The 18,499-nt window shown below is 70.6% G+C and carries 19 protein-coding genes; 15 read left to right on the top strand and 4 right to left on the bottom strand.

Going from position 1 to position 18,499, the window contains the following annotated elements:
* Window positions 1–41 precede the first annotated feature (41 nt).
* Together ACEYYH_RS05030 and ACEYYH_RS05035 are read left to right on the top strand one after the other, a co-directional pair.
* The gene (locus ACEYYH_RS05030; protein WP_374977164.1) at window positions 42–1,475 is read left to right on the top strand and encodes a purine-cytosine permease family protein; all 1,434 of its coding nucleotides are present in this window, start codon (window positions 42–44) and stop codon (window positions 1,473–1,475) included.
* On the top strand, window positions 1,472–3,082 hold the full coding sequence (locus ACEYYH_RS05035; RefSeq protein ID WP_374977165.1) for an amidohydrolase: 1,611 nt from the start codon (window positions 1,472–1,474) through the stop codon (window positions 3,080–3,082). The genes ACEYYH_RS05030 and ACEYYH_RS05035 overlap by 4 nt, the downstream gene beginning before the upstream one ends.
* 69 nt (window positions 3,083–3,151) lie before the next feature.
* Here the strand turns inward: ACEYYH_RS05035 and ACEYYH_RS05040 are convergent, their stop codons facing one another.
* Complete coding sequence (locus ACEYYH_RS05040; protein WP_374977166.1) at window positions 3,152–3,634, bottom strand: hypothetical protein; 483 nt, start codon at window positions 3,632–3,634, stop codon at window positions 3,152–3,154.
* 51 nt (window positions 3,635–3,685) lie between these two features.
* A complete protein-coding gene (locus tag ACEYYH_RS05045; protein WP_374977167.1) occupies window positions 3,686–4,153 on the bottom strand; it encodes an Hcp family type VI secretion system effector in 468 nt (155 codons plus the stop codon).
* 175 nt (window positions 4,154–4,328) lie between these two features.
* Between ACEYYH_RS05045 and ACEYYH_RS05050 the strand changes: the two genes are divergently transcribed.
* The 3 genes from ACEYYH_RS05050 to ACEYYH_RS05060 are packed head-to-tail and all read left to right on the top strand — an operon-like array spanning window position 4,329 to window position 7,103.
* Window positions 4,329–5,006 (top strand): response regulator transcription factor, encoded by a 678-nt coding sequence (locus ACEYYH_RS05050; protein ID WP_374977168.1) that lies wholly within the window; start codon window positions 4,329–4,331, stop codon window positions 5,004–5,006.
* Window positions 4,999–6,300 carry a sensor histidine kinase gene (locus ACEYYH_RS05055; RefSeq protein WP_374977169.1) on the top strand — a complete coding sequence of 434 codons (1,302 nt, stop codon included), beginning with the start codon at window positions 4,999–5,001 and terminating at the stop codon, window positions 6,298–6,300. Before ACEYYH_RS05050 ends, ACEYYH_RS05055 begins: the two co-directional genes overlap by 8 nt.
* A 56-nt stretch (window positions 6,301–6,356) precedes the next feature.
* The gene (locus ACEYYH_RS05060) at window positions 6,357–7,103 is read left to right on the top strand and encodes a PepSY domain-containing protein (protein WP_374977170.1); all 747 of its coding nucleotides are present in this window, start codon (window positions 6,357–6,359) and stop codon (window positions 7,101–7,103) included.
* Window positions 7,104–7,205: 102 nt separating this feature from the next.
* Here the strand turns inward: ACEYYH_RS05060 and ACEYYH_RS05065 are convergent, their stop codons facing one another.
* Window positions 7,206–7,928 (bottom strand): alpha/beta fold hydrolase, encoded by a 723-nt coding sequence (locus ACEYYH_RS05065; RefSeq protein ID WP_374977171.1) that lies wholly within the window; start codon window positions 7,926–7,928, stop codon window positions 7,206–7,208.
* Window positions 7,929–8,060: 132 nt separating this feature from the next.
* Here ACEYYH_RS05065 and ACEYYH_RS05070 point away from each other — a divergent pair, with 132 nt between their 5' ends.
* The 10 genes from ACEYYH_RS05070 (at window position 8,061) to ACEYYH_RS05115 (ending at window position 18,135) form a co-directional block, all read left to right on the top strand.
* Window positions 8,061–8,708, top strand: coding sequence for a GntR family transcriptional regulator (locus tag ACEYYH_RS05070; RefSeq protein WP_374977172.1), 648 nt, complete (start codon window positions 8,061–8,063; stop codon window positions 8,706–8,708).
* An 89-nt stretch (window positions 8,709–8,797) separates the two neighbouring features.
* Window positions 8,798–10,186 carry an AAA family ATPase gene (locus tag ACEYYH_RS05075; RefSeq protein WP_374977173.1) on the top strand — a complete coding sequence of 463 codons (1,389 nt, stop codon included), beginning with the start codon at window positions 8,798–8,800 and terminating at the stop codon, window positions 10,184–10,186.
* Window positions 10,187–10,357: 171 nt separating this feature from the next.
* Complete coding sequence (locus ACEYYH_RS05080) at window positions 10,358–12,400, top strand: VWA domain-containing protein (RefSeq protein WP_374977174.1); 2,043 nt, start codon at window positions 10,358–10,360, stop codon at window positions 12,398–12,400.
* 440 nt (window positions 12,401–12,840) lie between these two features.
* A complete protein-coding gene (locus tag ACEYYH_RS05085; protein ID WP_374977175.1) occupies window positions 12,841–13,434 on the top strand; it encodes a hypothetical protein in 594 nt (197 codons plus the stop codon).
* The gene (locus tag ACEYYH_RS05090) at window positions 13,431–14,348 is read left to right on the top strand and encodes a hypothetical protein (protein ID WP_374977176.1); all 918 of its coding nucleotides are present in this window, start codon (window positions 13,431–13,433) and stop codon (window positions 14,346–14,348) included. Before ACEYYH_RS05085 ends, ACEYYH_RS05090 begins: the two co-directional genes overlap by 4 nt.
* Window positions 14,345–15,031, top strand: a complete 687-nt coding sequence (locus tag ACEYYH_RS05095) for a signal peptidase I (RefSeq protein ID WP_374977177.1) — start codon at window positions 14,345–14,347, stop codon at window positions 15,029–15,031. Before ACEYYH_RS05090 ends, ACEYYH_RS05095 begins: the two co-directional genes overlap by 4 nt.
* Window positions 15,032–15,671: 640 nt before the next feature.
* Window positions 15,672–15,986: a TraR/DksA family transcriptional regulator gene (locus ACEYYH_RS05100; RefSeq protein ID WP_374977178.1), complete on the top strand. Its 315-nt coding sequence runs from the start codon at window positions 15,672–15,674 to the stop codon at window positions 15,984–15,986.
* The gene (locus tag ACEYYH_RS05105; RefSeq protein ID WP_374977179.1) at window positions 15,970–16,263 is read left to right on the top strand and encodes a hypothetical protein; all 294 of its coding nucleotides are present in this window, start codon (window positions 15,970–15,972) and stop codon (window positions 16,261–16,263) included. The genes ACEYYH_RS05100 and ACEYYH_RS05105 overlap by 17 nt, the downstream gene beginning before the upstream one ends.
* Before the next feature lie 100 nt (window positions 16,264–16,363).
* Window positions 16,364–17,260, top strand: a complete 897-nt coding sequence (locus tag ACEYYH_RS05110) for an alpha/beta hydrolase (RefSeq protein WP_374977180.1) — start codon at window positions 16,364–16,366, stop codon at window positions 17,258–17,260.
* Window positions 17,261–17,421: 161 nt separating this feature from the next.
* Window positions 17,422–18,135: a head GIN domain-containing protein gene (locus ACEYYH_RS05115; protein ID WP_374977181.1), complete on the top strand. Its 714-nt coding sequence runs from the start codon at window positions 17,422–17,424 to the stop codon at window positions 18,133–18,135.
* An 80-nt stretch (window positions 18,136–18,215) separates the two neighbouring features.
* Here ACEYYH_RS05115 and ACEYYH_RS05120 read toward each other — a convergent pair whose 3' ends face one another.
* A complete protein-coding gene (locus tag ACEYYH_RS05120) occupies window positions 18,216–18,485 on the bottom strand; it encodes a hypothetical protein (protein ID WP_374977182.1) in 270 nt (89 codons plus the stop codon).
* Between the last annotated feature and the right edge of the window lie 14 nt (window positions 18,486–18,499).

The raw sequence follows: 18,499 nt of genomic DNA on the forward strand, positions 1-18,499 counted from the left end.
ATGTGACCAATAGCAACGATGCTTCTCCCGGAAGGAACACCGTGACCCATTCACAGACCGAGCTCGATGACGAGTTCGTCGACACCGCGTCGCGTCCCGAGACGCGCGGGATCGAGCTGATCGGCGATGCCGAGCGCCACGGCCGCGCGCGCGACCTCTTCTTCATCTGGGCGGCACCGAGTGTCAGCATCCTGAATCTGACCATCGGCGCGACGCTCATCCTGCTCGGGCTCGAGCTGTGGCAGGCGATCGCGGTCATCCTCGCCGCCTCGCTGCTGTGGGTCTTCCCCGGCATCATCGCCGGCAGCGGACCCGCGTCGGGCACGTCGGGCTCGGTCGTGACGCGGGCCATGTACGGTGTCCTCGGCAACCGGCTGTTCGTCGCCTTCGTCGGATGGTTCATCGGCGCGGTGTTCCTGTCGCTGACGTGGCTCGCCTCGTCGTTCATGGGCGCGGACCTGCTCCGCCGCATGGGCCTCGAGGACCCGGTCTGGGTGCCCATCTGCGTGACGCTGGTGGTGGCGACGATCACGATCCTCGTCGCGATCTTCGGCCACGGCCTGATCCTGCGGACGTACTCCTACATGGCGGCTGCGCTGTTCGTCATCTTCCTCGGGGTCGCCGCCTTCATCCTGCCGACCGTCGACTGGCAGTACACCGCGCCCGTGGCGCTCGAGGGTCCCGCGCTGTGGTCGGCGATGGCCATCGGGTTCACGATCCTCGCCTCGACGCCGCTGTCGTTCATCAACAGCCCCGACATCGCGCGCTACCTGCCGCGCTCCACGAAGCACTCGCACATCGCGCTGGCGACGGCGCTCGGCGGAGCCGTCCCGTTCGTCGTCTTCACGATCGTCGGCGTGCTCCTGGCCACCGGGCTGAGCGATGCCGCGTTCGCCGCCGGCCTCGACGTGGCGCTGCTCGACCTGCTGCCGGGGTGGTTCGGCCCGATCCTCGTGATCGGCGTGGTCATCAACACGATCGCCCTGAACGCGATGACCACCTACACCTCGAGCATGGCGCTGCAGGCGATCGGGTTCCGGCTGCGCCGCATCCCCGCGGCCATCATCGTCGGCGCGGTGGGCACGGCCCTGACCATCTATCTCGTGCTGTCGTCGAGCCTCCTCGAGGCCGCGAACCTCATGCTGCAGTTCCTCGTCGTCGTCTCGGGGCCGGCGATGGCCATCTTCGTCGTGGACGTGCTGCTGCGCCGCTACCGGTACGACGGCGTGGAGCTGTTCGACGACCACCCCGGCGGACGCTTCTGGTACTCCGGCGGATGGGGCATCCCGGGCGTGACCGCGCTGCTCGTCGGCGGCCTCGCGACCGCGCTGTGCCTCTCGACCAGCGTCTGGTCGGGCCCGATCGCCGTGGCCACGGGCTACATCGACCTGTCGGTGCCGGTGGGCATGCTCGTCGCCGCCGCGCTCTACGCGGGCCTCCTGCGCACCCCGCTCGGAAAGAAGGGCCGTCCATGATCACCCGCTACGTCAACGGTCGCGTCTTCACCGCCGACCCCGACCCCGATAACTCCTGGGCCGAGTCGTTCGCCGTCCAGGGCGACGTGATCGCGTTCGTCGGCGACCGCGACGAGGCTCCCGACGCCGACGAGACCATCGATCTCGAGGGTCGGCTCGTGCTCCCCGGCTTCACCGACGCCCACACCCACCTCCTCATGATGGGTGCGGCACTCGGCCAGGTCCACCTCACCGACGCCCGGTCGCTGGACGAGATCCAGTCCCGGCTGCGCGAGGCACGGGATCGGGATCCGGATGCTGCGGTCCTGCGCGGACGCGGATGGCTCTTCGACTCCGTCCCCGGCGGCGCGCCCACCGCCGCGATGATCGACGCGGTGGTCGCCGACATCCCCGTCTATCTCGACGCGAACGACTACCACTCGTGCTGGGTCAATCGCGCGGCGCTCGCCGAGCTCGGCATCACGCGCGACACGCCGGACCCGATCGGGGGCGAGATCGCCCGCGACGCCGACGGCGAGCCGACCGGCATGCTGTACGAGACCGCGGCGGTGCAGTTCGCGTGGGCCCACCGCGACCGGGCCACGACCGACGCCGATCGCGACGAGGCCGTCGAGCGGGCGATCGACGCGTACCTCGCGACCGGCGTCACCGGGGCCGTCGACATGGCGTTCGACGAGTACGGACTCGCCGCCTTCGAGCGCGCCCGCGCGCGTCGCGGCGGCGAGCTGCCGATCCGCGTGGCCGCGCACTGGCTGATCGAGAACACCGGCGATGACGCGAAGAACCTCGCGCAGGTGGCTCGCGCCGCAGAGCTCGCCGCGAGCCCTTCGTCGCCGTGGCTCCGCGTCGTCGGCATCAAGCTCATCCTCGACGGGGTCATCGACGCGTGCACCGCCGCGATGCGGCATCCGTATGCTGACGGCACCAACGCGGGCCCGATCTGGCCGCCCGCGCAGCTCGAGCCCGTGGTCGCGGCCGCCGACGCGGCCGGACTGCAGGTCGCCCAGCACGCGATCGGCGACCTTGCGAGCGACATCGCGCTCGATGCGATCGAGCACGCGATCGCCGTCAACGGCCCGCGCGACCGGCGGCACCGCATCGAGCACCTCGAGTACGCCGCTCCCGAGACCGCGGCGCGCATGGCGGCGCTCGGCGTCACGGCGTCGATGCAGCCCGTGCACTCCGACCCCGCGATCTTCGCCAACTGGGCCGAGATGCTCGGCGACGAGCGCGTCGAGCGTGCCTTCGCCTGGCCCGAGTACGAAGAAGCCGGAGCGCTGCTGGCGTTTTCGACCGACGCGCCGACGGCGCCGCACAGCTCGCTCGCGAACATGTACATCGCCGCGACGCGGGCCTCGGCGCTCGACTCGGGCGTGCGTGCTACGCACCCGCACTATGCGCTGCCGCTCGACCGCGCCATCGGGCACGCGACACGTGACGCCGCGGCCTCGGTCGGCGACGGCGACTGGCGCGGGCGCATCGCCCCCGGCTTCGCCGCGGATTTCGCCGTGCTCGACACCGACCCGTTCGCGGCCGGTGCGGAAGCCTTGCTCGACGCCACGGTGGTCGAGACCGTCGTCGCCGGGCGGTCCCGCCACCGGGGGTAGGGGCCTTGCACGCGCGACGGACCGCGGTCGCGGCGGCTCACACGCCGGGGTCAGCCAGGGGCCCCACGCCTATATCTCCTTGCTGGATGCCTCCGCGAGGTTCTCGGCCATCTGGGCGAACCCCGCCTGCGCGTGCCCGCCGGCCAGCCGCGAGGCGAGCGACGCGAACGCCACCGCGCCCGTGATCTGCGCGGCCGCGACATCCCACGGCTCCGGCTGCGGGCCTTCGCCGCGCGGACCGGGAAGCGGAATGGGCAGCCGCCGCGGCCACCCCGTGCCGCACCAGTCCTCCACCACCTCGGCTACCCAGCCGGGCTGGTCCTCACCCCGCAGGTCGGCTTCGAGCACCGCCGCCGCGATGTAGCCCGACAGCTCGGAGGCCGCCAGCATCCACCGGGGCGGCAGCGGCTGCGGGTTGAGCGCCACCGCGTCGAACCTGCTCCCGAGGCGCCCGCGATGGCTGTGCGGCGGGAAGACGTCGAACATCTCCGGGTTGATGCGCCCCAGCAGGGACAGCATGCGAACAGTGCTGCTGATGTCGTTCCAACTCATCGGTGACTCCTTCTCGGGTGGGTGGACTCATTCGCACGTACGTCCCGCGGGCTACTGCTGCACGCGCCCGATCGTGACGGAGACGGGGTCGCCGAGCGAGCCGTCGGGCAGCGTCGTCTGGTAGGTCATGGTCAGCGTGGCGAAGCCCAGGGTGATCTGCACGGCAGGATCCTCGCCGGCGAAGGCCGTCGTCGCCGACGTCACGACGGCATCCTCCATGCGCACCGTGAAGTAGTCGCCGGTCATGCCCACGCGTCGTGCCGACAGCAGGACTTCATCGAGACGGATGCTGCGCGCACAGGCATCGAAGAGGCGCGGCGTCGCAGCATCCACCCGCAGCGACACCGCGATATCGGTGAGCGTCGGCTTGCCGACGCGACCCCCGCCTCCGCCGCCACCGGCCGGCACGGCGTTCGACACCGCCCAGCTCCAGCTCAGCACCTCGATGGCGCCCGGATGCCGATCGTCGACGAGCTCCCCGGGGATCGACGAAATGGTGAGGAACTGCTCATCGGCCATCGCACACGCTCCCCGCCGGTCTTCGCGATCCACCGCGAACCGCGCGACCACCTCACAGATACTCCCGGCAGACGGCACCCGCAAGAGGGTTCGGTCGTTGAGGACGGATGCCGGTGATCGCCGGAGATCGCGCGCTTCAGGCGGGATTCAGCCCCGGCGAGCCAGACTGGACCCGATGCGGATTCTGGTGGTGGATGACGAGGTGCGCCTGGCCGACGGCATCCGTCGCGGGCTCGAGGCCGAAGGCTTCGGCGTCGATGTCGCCCACAACGGCGTGGACGGACTGTGGCGGGCGCGCGAGACGGCGTACGACGCCATCGTGCTCGACCTCATGATGCCGGGGATGAGCGGCTGGAAGGTCTGCGAGGCGCTGCGCGCGGAGGAGAACTGGACGCCGGTGCTCATGCTCACGGCGAAGGATGGCGAGTGGGATCAGGTCGAGGCGCTCGAGACGGGGGCCGACGACTACGTCACGAAGCCTTTCTCGTTCGCCGTGCTCGTCGCGCGGCTGCGTGCGCTGATCCGCCGCGGCGGCATCGAGCGGCCGACGGTGCTCGACGCGGGAGACCTCCGGCTCGACCCGGGAGCGCGAAAGGTCTGGCGCGGCGACGCCGAGATCGACCTCACCTCGCGGGAGTTCTCCGTGCTCGAGCACCTCATGCGCCATCGTGGGCAGGTGCTCTCCAAGCGCGATCTCATCGCCGGCGTGTGGAACGACGACTTCGAGGGCGACCCGAACATCGTCGAGGTCTATGTCGGGCACCTCCGGCGCAAGGTCGACCGGCCGTTCGGTCGCGAGGCGATCGAGACCATCCGCGGGGCGGGCTACCGACTGGCGGCGGACGGTGGCTGAGCCGCGGCGCCGCTCGCTGCGCACGCGTATCACCGCCGCCGCGACGCTGGTCGTCGCCGCTGCGCTGGTGGTCGGTGCGCTCGCGTTCTCCGGGATCCTCTCCCTCAGCATCCGTGACGCGACCGCTCGTGCCGCCGAGACGCGCGCCGAGCAGCTGGCCGCGCGGGTCGACGCGGAGGGGCCTTCGGGCGTGACCGAGCTCGACGACGACATCGCGCAGGTGCTCGACGACGACGGGCAGGTGGTCGCCGCCTCGGACGAGGCCGACAACGGCACCCTGCCGGATGTCGACGGCACACCCGTCGTCACCTTCGACGACGAGCCGATGCTCGTGGTGCGGGAAGACCTCGACGACGGCGTGCTGCTCTTCGCCGTGCCGGTGGAGGACGACGAGCAGACACTCGCGACAGTAGCGGCGCTGCTCGCGGTCGCCGTGATCGCCGTCACCGCGCTGGTCGCCGGGATCACGTGGTGGGTCGTCGGGCGGGCGCTCCGGCCGGTCGCGCGCATTCGCGCCGAGGTCGACGACATCACCGCCGACCGCCTCGACCGACGTGTGGCGGTGCCGCCGTCGGGTGACGAGATCGCCGCGCTCGCGGGAACGATGAATCGCATGCTGGACCGATTGGATGCTGCCGCCACCGCGCAGCGCCGCTTCGTGTCCGACGCCTCGCACGAGCTGCGCTCGCCCTTGGCGACGATCCGCCAGCACGCCGAAGTGGCCCAGCTGCACCCCGAGGCGACGTCCGTCGACGACCTCGCCGAAGTGGTCCATGACGAGGGCCTCAGGATGCAGGAGCTCGTCGACGCGCTGCTGCTCCTCACCCGACTCGACGAGCGGCCGGCGCTGCAGCGTGATGACGTCGATGTGGACGATCTCGCGCTCGCCGAGGCGAAGCGGCTCCGGGCCGGCGGTGCGGTCGTGGATGCGTCCGGCGTCCACGCGGCGCGGGTCCGCGGCGATGCCCGCCTGCTCGGCCAGCTCGTGCGCAACCTCGCCGACAACGCGGCCCGCCACGCGCGAACAGCCGTCGCGATCGGGGTGATCGAGCACCGGGGACAGGTGCTGCTGACGGTCGACGACGACGGGGCGGGAGTTCCGCCGGGGGAGCGCGAACGCATCTTCGAGCGTTTCGTGCGGCTCGACGAGGCCCGCGCGCGCGATGCGGGCGGCAGCGGCCTCGGCCTGGCGATCGTCCGCGCGATCGCGGAGGCGGAGGGTGGCAGCGTGCGCGTCGAGGACTCGCCGCTCGGCGGCGCGCGGTTCGTCGTCGCGCTTCCGGCGGCCGTCTGAACGCAGCTTCAGGATGCTTCAGGTCTGCTTCAGCGACCGCTCGGCACCATCGAAGCATGGATGACAAGAACAGCACCCCCGAGACTCCTCCCACCCAGCCCGTCGACGCCGGCCGGACCGAGGCGATCGCCCCGACGCCCACGCCCGCGGCGCCCGCTCCCGCACCGAAGCGCAGCCGCACGCGCGGCTGGTTGATCGGCGGCGGCGCGGTGCTGGCCGCCGCGATCCTCGCCGGTGGCGGCATCGCCCTCGGCGCGGAGATGGCCGACGAGGCGGGCGACCTCGCTGCGTCGGCGGCTTCCGACGACAGCGACAACGACTCGCGCGACGTCGACGACTCGAGCGACGACAGCCCCGACAGCGTCGGCGGCGACGTCTCGAACCTGGGCACCGACTCGGCCGACGACCTCGTCGCCATGATCGACGCCGCGTCCGCCGCCGGTGCGGGCGAGCCCACGTCGATCGACCTGAAGCGCGACGGCAGCGCCGAGGTGAAGCTCGAGGCCGATGACGGCGCCGAGACCGAAGTGCGCGTCGACGCCGCCGGCGAGGCATCCGTCGTCTCCACGGAGTCCGCCGACGACGACGGCGCCCCGCGGGACGTCCTCGACGCCGACTCGATCGCCGCGATCGTGGACGCGGCGCTCGCCGAGGCGGATGGCCGCATCGTCGAGATCGAGGCTGATGACGACAGCGCGTCGCCCTGGGACGTCACGGTCCTGACCGCCGCCGGCGAGTTCGTCGAGCTCGACCTCGACGCCGGGTTCGCCGTGGTCGCGACGGCGACCGACAGCGACGACTGAGGACACCATGAAGGACGGCGACCGCTGCAGGCTCACGCCGGCGGTCGCCGTCCTTCGCGTCGATCGGCCGATCGAGTTCCACGAACCCGGTCGGCGCCGTCCTCAGCGTGCGGCTGCGACGACCTGCGTGGACGCCTTCTGCGCCGCGGTCGCGATCACCTCGGCCACCGTGGCGGCCTGCGTGACGTAGAGTGCGTGGCTGGCAGACACGTTGGTGATCTCGGCGCCCATCCGCGCGGCCATGTGCTGCAGCATCGCCTGGTCGAATGACTTGTCGTCAGTGGCGATGACCGCCCAGGTGGGCTTGTTCCGCCAGGCGGCGACTGTGACCGGCGTCGAGAAGACCGACATGTTGATCGGGACCTGCGTGTCACGCAGGAACGCCGCGTCGGCGTCGTCGACATCGGCCGCGAACCCCGCCTGGAACTTCTCGAGGTTGAGGAAGCCGTATCCGTCGTCGCCCACGTCGATCACGAAGTCGGGCGTGGCGGCGAAGCCCTCGTACTGCTGGGCGGTGGTCTCGCCGGCGTCGGGAGCGAGTGCCGACACGTAGACGAGGCCGGCGACGTTCGGGTGAACGCCGGCCTCGGTGATCACGGTGCCGCCCCACGAGTGCCCGACGAGGATCGTCGGGCCGTCCTGGCGATCCAGCACTCGCCTGGTCGCCGCGACGTCGTCCGCCAGAGAAGTGAGCGGGTTCTGAACGATGGAGACGCGCAAGCCCCGTGCCGTGAGGAGGTCGTAGACGCCCCGCCAGCCTGAGCCGTCAGCGAAGGCACCGTGCACGAGAACGACGTTCTTGATGGTCTGGTCTGTCGTGGACATTGTTCTTCCTCTCTTCCGGGCCGCGGCCCGATATGTGTTGACATGTCCAACGCACGCGATGTGCAATATATTGCATAGTGCACCGCATCGCTTCGACTTGCAAGAGGCCGCAGAGGATGCGCAATATATTGCATGCCGGTTCCGCAGAACTCCTCGACCGTCGACCGCTCGCTGCTCCGCGACGACGTCTACCGACGGCTGCGAGACGCCATCGTCGATGGAACGTTTCTGCCGGGCGAGCAGCTCAAGGACGGCGAGCTCGCAGCGTGGCTGGGCGTCAGCAGGACCCCGGTCAGGGAGGCGCTCCTCCGGCTCGGAGCGAGCGGACTCGTCGTGGCGGTGCCCGGCCGGTCGACGACGGTGAGTGAGGTCGACCCGCAAGCCGTGCGCGATGCGCGCGACGTGATCGCGGCCATGCACCAGCTGGCAGTGCGCGAGACCGCGGGCAGGCTCAGCGACGACGACGTCGCCCGGATGCGGGAGGCGAATCGCCGCTTCGCTGAAGCGCTGAGCGCTGCCGACGTGGACGCCGCCATGGATGCTGATGACGAGCTCCACCGGATCCCGGTCGCGGCGCTCGGAAACCACGCTGCCGAGACGGTCCTGGATCAGTTCGGTCCCATCGTGCGTCGCGCCGAACGACTCCGTTTCAGCGCCGACGGGCGCGCGTCGGTGGAGCGCCACGAACAGCTCATCGACCTGCTGTCGGCCGGTGAGGCCGAGGACGCAGCATCCGTCGCCTTCGACATCTGGTACAGCCTGCCGGCCGAGAGCGACTGACAGCGCGCGAACATCGCGAGCACTGGCCGAGCCTGAGGAATTCCTCCGATCCGGCCCACTCACCCGTGTACCAGGCGTAGCGTGCCGACATGACGCCTTCGCCCGCGATCACCACCGTCGGCCAGCTTCGCGCATCGGGGCACACGTACCGCCCGGTCCGCATCGAGATGCGTGAGAATCTCCTCACAGCCCTCGCGAACGGCGACGACCCGTGGCCGGGCATCCACGGCTTCGACACCACCGTCATCCCGCAGCTCGAGCGCGCGCTCCTCGCCGGGCACGACATCGTCCTGCTGGGTGAACGCGGCCAGGGCAAGACCCGCCTCCTCCGCAGCCTCGACGGCCTCCTCGACGAGTACAGCCCGGTCATCGAGGGGTCGGAACTCGGCGAGCATCCGTTCCACCCCATCACCCCGGCATCCGTGCGTCGTGCCAGTGAGCTGGGCGACGACCTCCCTGTCACGTGGCGGCACCGCAGCGAGCGGTACGCCGAGAAGCTCGCCACCCCCGACACGTCGGTGGCCGACCTCATCGGCGACGTCGACCCGATCAAGGTCGCCGAGGGGCGCTCGCTCGGCGACCCCGAGACGATCCACTACGGTCTCGTGCCGCGCAGCAACGGCGGCATCGTCGCGATCAACGAGCTGCCGGATCTCGCCGAGCGCATCCAGGTGTCGCTGCTGAACGTCATGGAGGAGCGCGACATCCAGATCCGCGGCTACGTGCTGCGCCTCGACCTCGACGTGCTCGTCGTCGCCACCGCGAACCCCGAGGACTACACCAACCGCGGCCGCATCATCACGCCGCTGCAGGACCGTTTCGGCGCCGAGATCCGTACGCACTACCCCCAGACGATCGATGAGGAGATCGCCGTCATCCGCCAGGAGGCCGACCTCGTCGCCGAGGTGCCCGCGCACCTCCTCGAGATCCTCGCGCGCTTCACGAGAAACCTTCGGGAATCGGATGCTGTGGACCAGCGCTCGGGCGTATCGGCGAGGTTCGCGATCGCCGGCGCCGAGACGATCGCCGCCGCGGCCCTGCACCGCGCGACGCGCCAGCACGAGGACGTCGCGGTGGCCCGCCCGGTCGACCTGGAGACCGCAGTGGACGTGCTCGGCGGGAAGATCGAGTTCGAGACAGGGGAGGAGGGCCGCGAGCGGGCGATCCTCGAGCACCTCTTGCGGACCGCGGTGGCGGACACGGCGCGGGCGCATCTGCGGGGTCTGGATTCGCGGGCGCTGGCGGACGCGCTGCATACCGGCGCGACCGTCATGACGGGCGAGCAGATTCCTGCGGCGGAGGTTCTGTCGGCGATGCCCGTGCTGGGCGAGTCGGACTTGTACGACCAGGTGGCCGACCGCCTCGAGGCGGTCACACCCGGTGAACGCGCCGGTGCGCTCGAGCTGCTCCTCGAGTCGCTGTACCTCGAGAAGAAGATCGGCAAAGACAGCGCAGGCGGTGAGACGGTCTATGGCTAGGTACTCGGCATCAAACCCCCGCTCGTTGAGCGAGCGAAGCGAGTCGAAACGCCCCGAACGCGGTCGCCACCCGGGTCCACCCGTCCCCAACCCTCGCTCGTTGAGCGAGCGAGGAACGAGCGAGTCGAAACGCCCGGAACGCGGTCGCCACCTCATCCCGAGGCATCCGTAATGCCCCGCTCCTTCCACCGCACGCCCGCGCACACCTCCCGCTATGGGCGCTATGCCGGCGGCGACCCGCTCGCGCCTCCCGTCCCCATCCAGTCCGCGCTCGAGGCGATCGGCCGCGAGGTCATGGAGGGAACCTCCGCCGAGCGTGCGATGCGCGAGTACCTTCGCCGCGGCGACCAGAACCGCCTCGGACTCGACGAGCTCGCCCGCCGCGTGCGCGAGCGCCGAGCCCAGCTCACCCAGCGACACCGGCTCGACGGCACCCTCGAAGAGGTCCGCCGCCTCCTCGATCACGCCGTGCTCGAAGAGCGCAAGCACCTCGTCCGCGACGTGAACCTCGACGACGACACGAGAGCCTTCTCCGAGATGCGGCTCGAGAACCTCCCCACCAGCACCGCCGCGGCGGTCAACGACCTCGCCGACTACGACTGGCAGAGCCCGACCGCGCGGGCCGACTACGACCGCATCCGCGAGCTGCTCGGCCGCGAGCTGCTGGATCAACGCTTCGCCGGCATGAAGAACGCGCTCGAGAACGCGACGGATGCTGATCGCCAGGCGATCCGCGACATGCTCAACGATCTGAACGACCTGCTCGAGAAACGCCGGCTCGGCGACGACACGCAGGAGGACTTCGACGAGTTCATGCGCAAGCACGGGGATCAGTTCCCCGAGAATCCGCAGAACCTCGACGAGCTGCTCGACACGCTCGCCGAGCGCGCCGCGGCGGCGCAGCGGATGCTCAACTCCATGACGCCCGAGCAGCGCGACGAGCTGCTGAGCCTTGCTGAGCAGGCATTCGGCTCGCCGGACCTCATGCAGTCGCTGTCGCGTCTCGACGACAATCTGCGCTCGCTTCGGCCCGGCGAGGACTGGTCGGGTTCGGCATCCTTCTCCGGCGATCAGCCGACGGGTCTCGGTGAGGCGACCGGCATCATGCAGGACCTCTCCGACCTCGATTCGCTGACCGACCAGCTCGGCCAGATGTACCCGGGCGCGCGCATGGACGACATCGATCTCGACGCGCTCGCGCGGCTCATGGGCGAGGATGCCGCGGTCAGTGCCCGCACGCTGCGCGAGCTGGAGCAGGAGTTGAGGGATACCGGGATGCTGCAGCGCGCGTCGGACGGACAGCTCAGGCTGACCCCGCGGGCGATGCGGCAGTTGGGGCGCGCGTTGCTGAGAGACATCGCGACGCGGCAGTCGGGTCGCTCGGGACGTCGTGAGACCCGCAACGTCGGCGCGGCCGGCGACCGGACCGGATCGACGCGTGAGTGGGCATTCGGCGACACCGAGCCGTGGGACATTCCGCGCACGGTGTCGAACGCGGTGCTGCGGACCGTGCTCGACGGGGGAGAGGTCTCGTCCGGCGTGCGGCTCGATACGCGCGATGTCGAGGTGGTCGAGACCGAGGAGCGCACGCAGGCCGCGGTGGCGCTGCTGGTGGACACGTCGTTCTCGATGGCGATGGACGGACGGTGGGTTCCGATGAAGCGCACGGCGCTGGCGCTGCATCACCTGATCTCGACGCGGTTCCGCGGTGACAAGCTGCAGCTGATCGCGTTCGCCCGCCATGCCGAGGTGATCGACATCGAGCAGCTCACCGCGAAGGACGCCGTGTGGGACAAGGGCACGAACCTGCAGCACGCGCTGCTGCTCGCGCAGCGGCACTTCCGCAAGAACCCGGCGGCGCAGCCGGTGCTGCTGATCGTGACGGACGGCGAGCCGACGTCGCACCTGCGTCCGGACGGGAGCGTGTTCTTCGCGTATCCACCGGACTCGCGCACGGTGGCGGTCACGGTGCGCGAACTCGACAACGTGCAGCGGCTGGGTGCGCAGACGACGTTCTTCCGCCTGGGGGAGGACCCCGGGCTGGCGCGGTTCATCGACGCGCTCGCTCGGCGGGCCGGCGGGCACGTCGTGGCGCCGGAGCTGGATGATCTCGGACGCGCGGTGGTCGACAGCTACCTCGGAGCGCGGCACACCGGTCGCGGGACGCCGGAGGATTTCGGCGACATGCTCCACGGGCGGTCGTGGTGGTGGTGACGAGAGAACATGACCGAGACGCCGTGGTGGTCGTGACGGTGCTCACACCGCGGCCGGAGCGCAAGGACGCGCGCTAAGCCCTCCCCGGCGCCGTCGCCGAGCTCGCACGCAGACCTCCCGCAGCCCTCCCCGGCGCGGGAGTCTTGCGCTGATCTTGCGCTTATTGCGGAAGCGCTCCCGGGCTCGAGAGATCCTTCGCGGGATCTTGCGGCACCGCTCACGCTTGCTCGGCGGGACGTTGCGGTGCGCGCCGAAGACTGGGGTCGTGCTCGAGGAGCGATCGGAAATCTCACCGACTGCCCACCCGCACCTTTCGCTCCTCACCAGACAAGCGGGCGCCGCCCGCGAAAGGACACTCCCATGAAGAAGGCCCGGGGGCCCGTCTCCACCCGAGGCGGGTCTCCGGTTCCACGTCCGTCGAACACCGACCGAGGAGCGCCATGAGCCGCCGCACCCGCCGCCACGCCGCACGGCACGGCGCCCGCCGTGCGGCGGCGCCGCGGCGCCTGTTGCTGGGCGCGTTGGCTGCGGCGGGCGCGATCGTGCTCGGCGTGCTGGCCGGCGGCGGCACGTTCGCACTCTGGACCGCCGCCGCGCCGGCCGCGGCCGCGGTCACCCTGCAGTCAGGGTCGGCGACGCTGACCGCCACGCCCCTCGACCTCTCGGCTATCGGCCTCTACCCGGGCCGCATCGTCTATGCCGCAACCACGGTGAGAAACACCGGCACGACTCCGCTCGCCTTGACGATCGACCCGGTCACGAGCACCGCCGCGGCAACACCCTTCAGCACGGCGGTCGCCGTCACCGTGGGCAACACGTCCTCGGTCGCGGATTGCGCCACCGGCCGCGTCCCGGCCACGATCGCCACCACCGTCGGCGCCGCCGGCTCCGACCTGCAGCTCACCCTCGCGCCCGGTGCCTCCCAGCTCGTCTGTGTCGGCGTGGGGCTGCCGCACAACGCGCCGGCCGCCGCGGCCGGGGCCGCAGCATCCGTCCTCACCATCACCATCTCGGGAACGCAGGTGCGCCTGTGAGCCGCCGCCTGCTCGGCCCGATCGCCGCGCTCGTCACCCTCGCCGTTCTCGGCAGCGCCGGCGGCGCGACCGCCGCGTGGATCGCGAGCACGTCGGTGGCAGCATCCGTCTCGTCCACGGCCATCGCCACTACGGCGCAACTGACGAGCGGCCTGGATGCGAACTACCGTTCCGGCACGACCGCGCCCGCAACCGCGGCCGGCCAGTTGACGATCGCCAACACCGGCGGCGCGCCGCTGTCGTATACCCTCGCCACGCAGCTCGGCGCGGGCAGCAGCAGCACCCTCGCCGGGAGGATCACGCTCCGCCTGTGGACGGGCAGCGCGTGCGGCACCACCGCTCCGAGCAGCGCCGTGAGCACGACTCTCGCCGACACCGCTCCTGCCCTGCCGACCGGCGCACGCTCCCTCGCGCCGGGCGCGTCCGTGGTGGTGTGCGTGTCGACGCAGATCGAGGGGCAGACGGATGCTGCGCTCTCGGGGCAGTCCGTCACGGCGGCGTTCCGGGTGACCGGTGCGGTCGGAACGAACTGGACCACCTCGGCGACCACCGCCGCGTTCACCCAGTCGGTCTCGGGACTCGCCGCTGCCGGCGCTCCGACCTGCACGCAGGCACCGCCGCACGGAGTGGCGCTGAGCTGGACCGCCCCCGCGAATCGCACGGCCGGCGCCACCCTGCAGTACCGCGTGGTCGACCGGTCCAACACGGTGGTCAAGGAGGTCTCGAGCAGCGCCGCAACCATCTCGGTTGCCCTCGGCGGAACCGACATCCGCGCAGACGGTGTTCACGAGCTGCGCATCGTCGCCATCGAGACGGCCGGATCGACGACCACCTCGTCCGAGAGCTCGACCCTCACCGTGCGACGGACCGCCGTCGGCAACTCCAACGTCAAGTACGAATGCGTGATCCCATGACCCTCTCCACCTCCGCGTCGACGACCACCCTTCCCACACTCCGCGCCGCCGGGTCGTCGCGCCGCGCCCTCCGCGCCGACGCCCGCCGTCGTGACGAGGGGCAGAGCCTGCTGCACTACCTCGCCGTGTCGGTCAGCGCGTCGATCCTCGTTCTCCTGCTCGGCGTGGCGGTCGCCGTGGTCGGCCTGCCTGTCGTCGTCGGCGGCAGCGCCATGACGGTGCTCACGCAGTCGATGGAGCCGGGCCTGCCGCCCGGAACGCTCGTGGTCATCCGCCCGACGCCGGTGGACGAGATCCGCGTCGGCGACGTCATCACGTACCAGATCAGCTCCGGCGAAGCCGCCGTGGTGAGCCACCGCGTGGTGTCGAAGACGTACGCCGACGGCGAGCTGACCTTCATCACGAAGGGTGACAACAACGACACCGTCGATCCCGCGCCGGTGAAGCCCGTGCAGATCCGCGGCACCCTTTGGTACAGCCTGCCGCTGCTCGGCTGGGTGAACAGCCTGCTGAACGGCGCGAACCGCACGATCGTGCTCGCTGTCGTCGCCGGCGGTCTCTTCCTCTACGCCGCGGTGTCGGTCGGCGGGGCCGTGCGGGATCGACGGAAGAAGTCGGATGCTGCAGCCGCCGTTGCAGAGGACGCCGAGGCCGCGGGTGTGTCGCGGCGCCGGAACCGGTAGCCGGGCTCTCGATGAGGAGCGGGGTCACGGCGCTGGTGTGAGCCGCGAGCGCGTGCCCGCGTCGGGCAGTGATCGAGATGGTGCCGCGGGCTCCTCACGGCGAGGAGCCCGCGCCGTTCGTCAACCGGACGCACCCTTGCGTGGCTTGATGAACGCTCGGGACTGCTGGCTCGCGCGCTTCTCGGCGCGCTTCTCCTTCGGTGACGACTGAGCGACCTTCTTGGCGTCGCGTGTTCGCGGTGACTTTCCTGACATGAGGACTCGCTTCCCCTGGTTGGCTGGCGGGTGAACCCACGACCATAGCCGTCTTCTGAGGAAAGTCAACTGCGGGCCGCACACGCAGAAAAAACCGCTGACTTGCCTTTTTCTGGAAGCAAGCTATGGTGATGGCCATGACCCCGACGGCCCGCCCTCACTGCACGGAGCGTCTCACCGACGCCTCCGTGGTGACGGCAGTTGTCGACATCGCGGGCGCTCGCCACCAGGTGCTGCCGCCCCGGCGGAGCGACGCGGATGGTCTGTCTGTGCAGCCCACCCGTCGCGTCGCGCCCCCGTGATGACCGATCTGAACGATCGGTCCAACCGGACAAACCCCGCGCGTCGCACCTGCGGCGCTTTTTTTGTACCCCGAGGAGCATCCATGCCCATCGAAACCACCGAACCCGTCCCTCTCACAGGCGTGCAGCGCGAGCTCGAGCGGCAGCTCGAGGAACGGCTCGCCGTTCTCCAGGAGCTCGAGCCCTTCGCTCTGCCGAGCGTCGATCCCGTCGCCTTCCAGTCGGCGGCGTCGCACCGGATCGCGATCGAGCAGATCACCGCGGCGCTCAACCGCATCAGCCAGGGCACGTACGGCAGCTGTACCCGGTGCGGAGAGCAGATCGCACCCGCCCGGCTCGAGGTTCTCCCGTACGCGGCCGCCTGCATCGAATGTCAGAGTCATGCCGAAGCCGCGTAACCGCAAGCCCTTCGCCATCCCGTCCGTCCCGCCGATCGCCCACGCGGGCGTCGCCGGCGCCGCGCACCACGGCGCAGCGAGCTCGTACGCCGCCCGGGTTCTCGTGCGAGCGGGCGCACTCCTGCGCCCGCGCGGAGATCGGTGGGTCGTCCACCGCCGACTCGTCGATCGTTCGTCCGAGACGCCGCCGGGCCGAGCGGAAGCTCCGGGCGATCGCCACGTCGAGCACGCCAGCACCTTCCACGGTGCGACTGCCCGTTTCGTCGCTCTCGGCTGAAACCCTGGCGGCTGCGAGCGATCAGCTGGCGGTTCGGAAGCGGCGGTGTGGTGAGGTCGGATGCCTCGTCCCGGGCGTCACCCACCGCTAACCTGTCCGCGTGAGCGCCTACGACGACAGCGGGATCGAGCAGGTGCGTGCGCTCCTCGGCTCGAAGCCGCGGCCGATCGGTTGGGCAGAACGCCGAGCACGAATCGTCGAGGTCGGGTCCGCCTGGCCCGTCGCCGACGACATCGCCTTCGAGCCCGCGGACGCCGGCGGCGTTCCTGCCGAGTGGTCGCGAGCTCCCGGGGCCGACACCACACGCGCCCTGCTCTTCCTCCACGGCGGCGGGTACTGCTCCGGGTCGATCGCGAGCCACCGCACGATGGCGGCCGAGGCGGGCCGCGCCGCGGGCATCCGCACACTCGCGCTGGACTACCGCCTCGCGCCGGAGCATCCGTTCCCCGCCGCACTCGAGGATGCGCTCGCCGCGTGGAACTGGCTCACCGCGACGGGAATCGCGCCGAACCGGATCGTCGTGGGCGGCGACAGTGCCGGGGGAGGGCTCAGCCTTTCGCTTCGGCAGGCTCTGCGCAGCGCGGGACGCGAAGGGCCGGCGTGCCTGTGGCTCGTGTCGCCGTGGACCGATCTGACGATGTCGGGCGCTTCCGTGGACGACAACGACGCCATCGACCCGCTGCTCCACCGGCCGTACCTGGAAGAGCTCGCCGCGGCGTACGTGCCGCCCGGCGTCGCGCGCGATGACCCGCGGGTCTCACCGCTCTTCGCGGACCTGACCGGCCTGCCTCCCACGCTCGTCCAGGTCGGAGCCGACGAAACCCTGCTCGATGACTCCCTGCGTATGGTGCGCGCCGCCGCTCGCGCCGAAGCGGATGTGCGTGCGCACGTACTGCCGCACATGATCCACGCCTTCCCGCTGTGGAACGCCGTGCTCCCCGCGGCGCGCACCGCGCTCGCCGAGTTCGGCGACTTCGCCCGTCAGCACCTCGGCTGAGTCCCGGAGGGGTGGCACGAGCGCGCTCGGAGTTCCATCATGGTGACGTGGGCGCGACGGGGAGCGCTCGGGCTCTCCGCGGTTTCGCCTGCATCCGGCGAGGCTGTTGAAGTTCGCCCGTACACCTGTCGGCACACCTTCGCTGGAGGAAGGAATCACCGATGAACGGAAACGGATGCCGCGTGCCCGGCGCCATCGTGATCGCGGCGGCGGTGCTGGCGCTGTCGGGGTGCTCGTTGATGATCCCCGTCGGGCCGATGACGTCTGAAGAGCGGGACATCGGCGAGGTGTCGCGCGTGGTACTCGAGACGTCCGGTGATCTCGTCGTGTCGGAGGGGGCGCCGGCGCTCACGGTGCGTGCGCCGGAGGGGATGATGGACCGTCTCACTACCGACGTGAGCGACGGCACCCTCGTGCTGGACACCACTCCGGGCGTCACGATGGGGATGGGCGACGTGCGGTACGACCTGACCCTGCCCCGGTTGGAGCGGATCGAACTGAACGGGTCGGGCGACGTCGAAGCGACGGTCTCGGCGGACGACACCGTTCAGCTCGACATCGACGGCTCGGGCGACGTCGACTGGTCGGGCCTGGCAGCCGATCGTGTCGAGGTGCGCATCTCGGGGTCGGGCGATGTGACCCTGACCGGCTCGGCGGCCGAGATCTCCGTCGACCTGGAGGGCAGCGGCAATGTCGACGCCGAACAGGTCGACGCGCAGCATGCCGCCGTCAATCTCTCCGGCTCGGGCGAGGTGGATGTCTCGGCGAGCGTCAGCCTCTCGGTCGACCTCTCAGGCAGCGGTCGAGTCACATACGCCGGTGACCCGAGTACCGATGTGCGCGTGTCGGGCTCGGGCGACGTCGTGCGCCGTTGACGAGCCTCGCAGGCGTTCGCCGGAAGTCCGTCGATGGGGAAGATCTGTCCCGGCATCGAGGTCTGGAGCGCAGGTGTATGTCAGTGGCGGTTCTGCGCGGTGAACGGCACAGGTCCGTCGTCGAGGCGGACATAGACCCGTTGCCATCCGGCGTCGCCGCGAGAAGTCCAGCGGTGGCCGGTGCCGACTGTGTCTTCCGCGAGAAGCACGGTGCCGGAATCCAGGTCGAACCGCTCCCCGTCGCGAGTCACGAACTCCAGGCTGCCGACAAGGGTCAGGACGAACTGGCGGTGGGGAGCGCGGTGCCAGTCCAGCGACGCGCCAGGCGGAGATTGCTCGAATTCGACCAATGTCGCCGTCGCCG

It is taken from the genome of Microbacterium trichothecenolyticum (assembly GCF_041938625.1).
GTDB classification, from domain to species: Bacteria; Actinomycetota; Actinomycetes; order Actinomycetales; family Microbacteriaceae; genus Microbacterium; species Microbacterium trichothecenolyticum_D.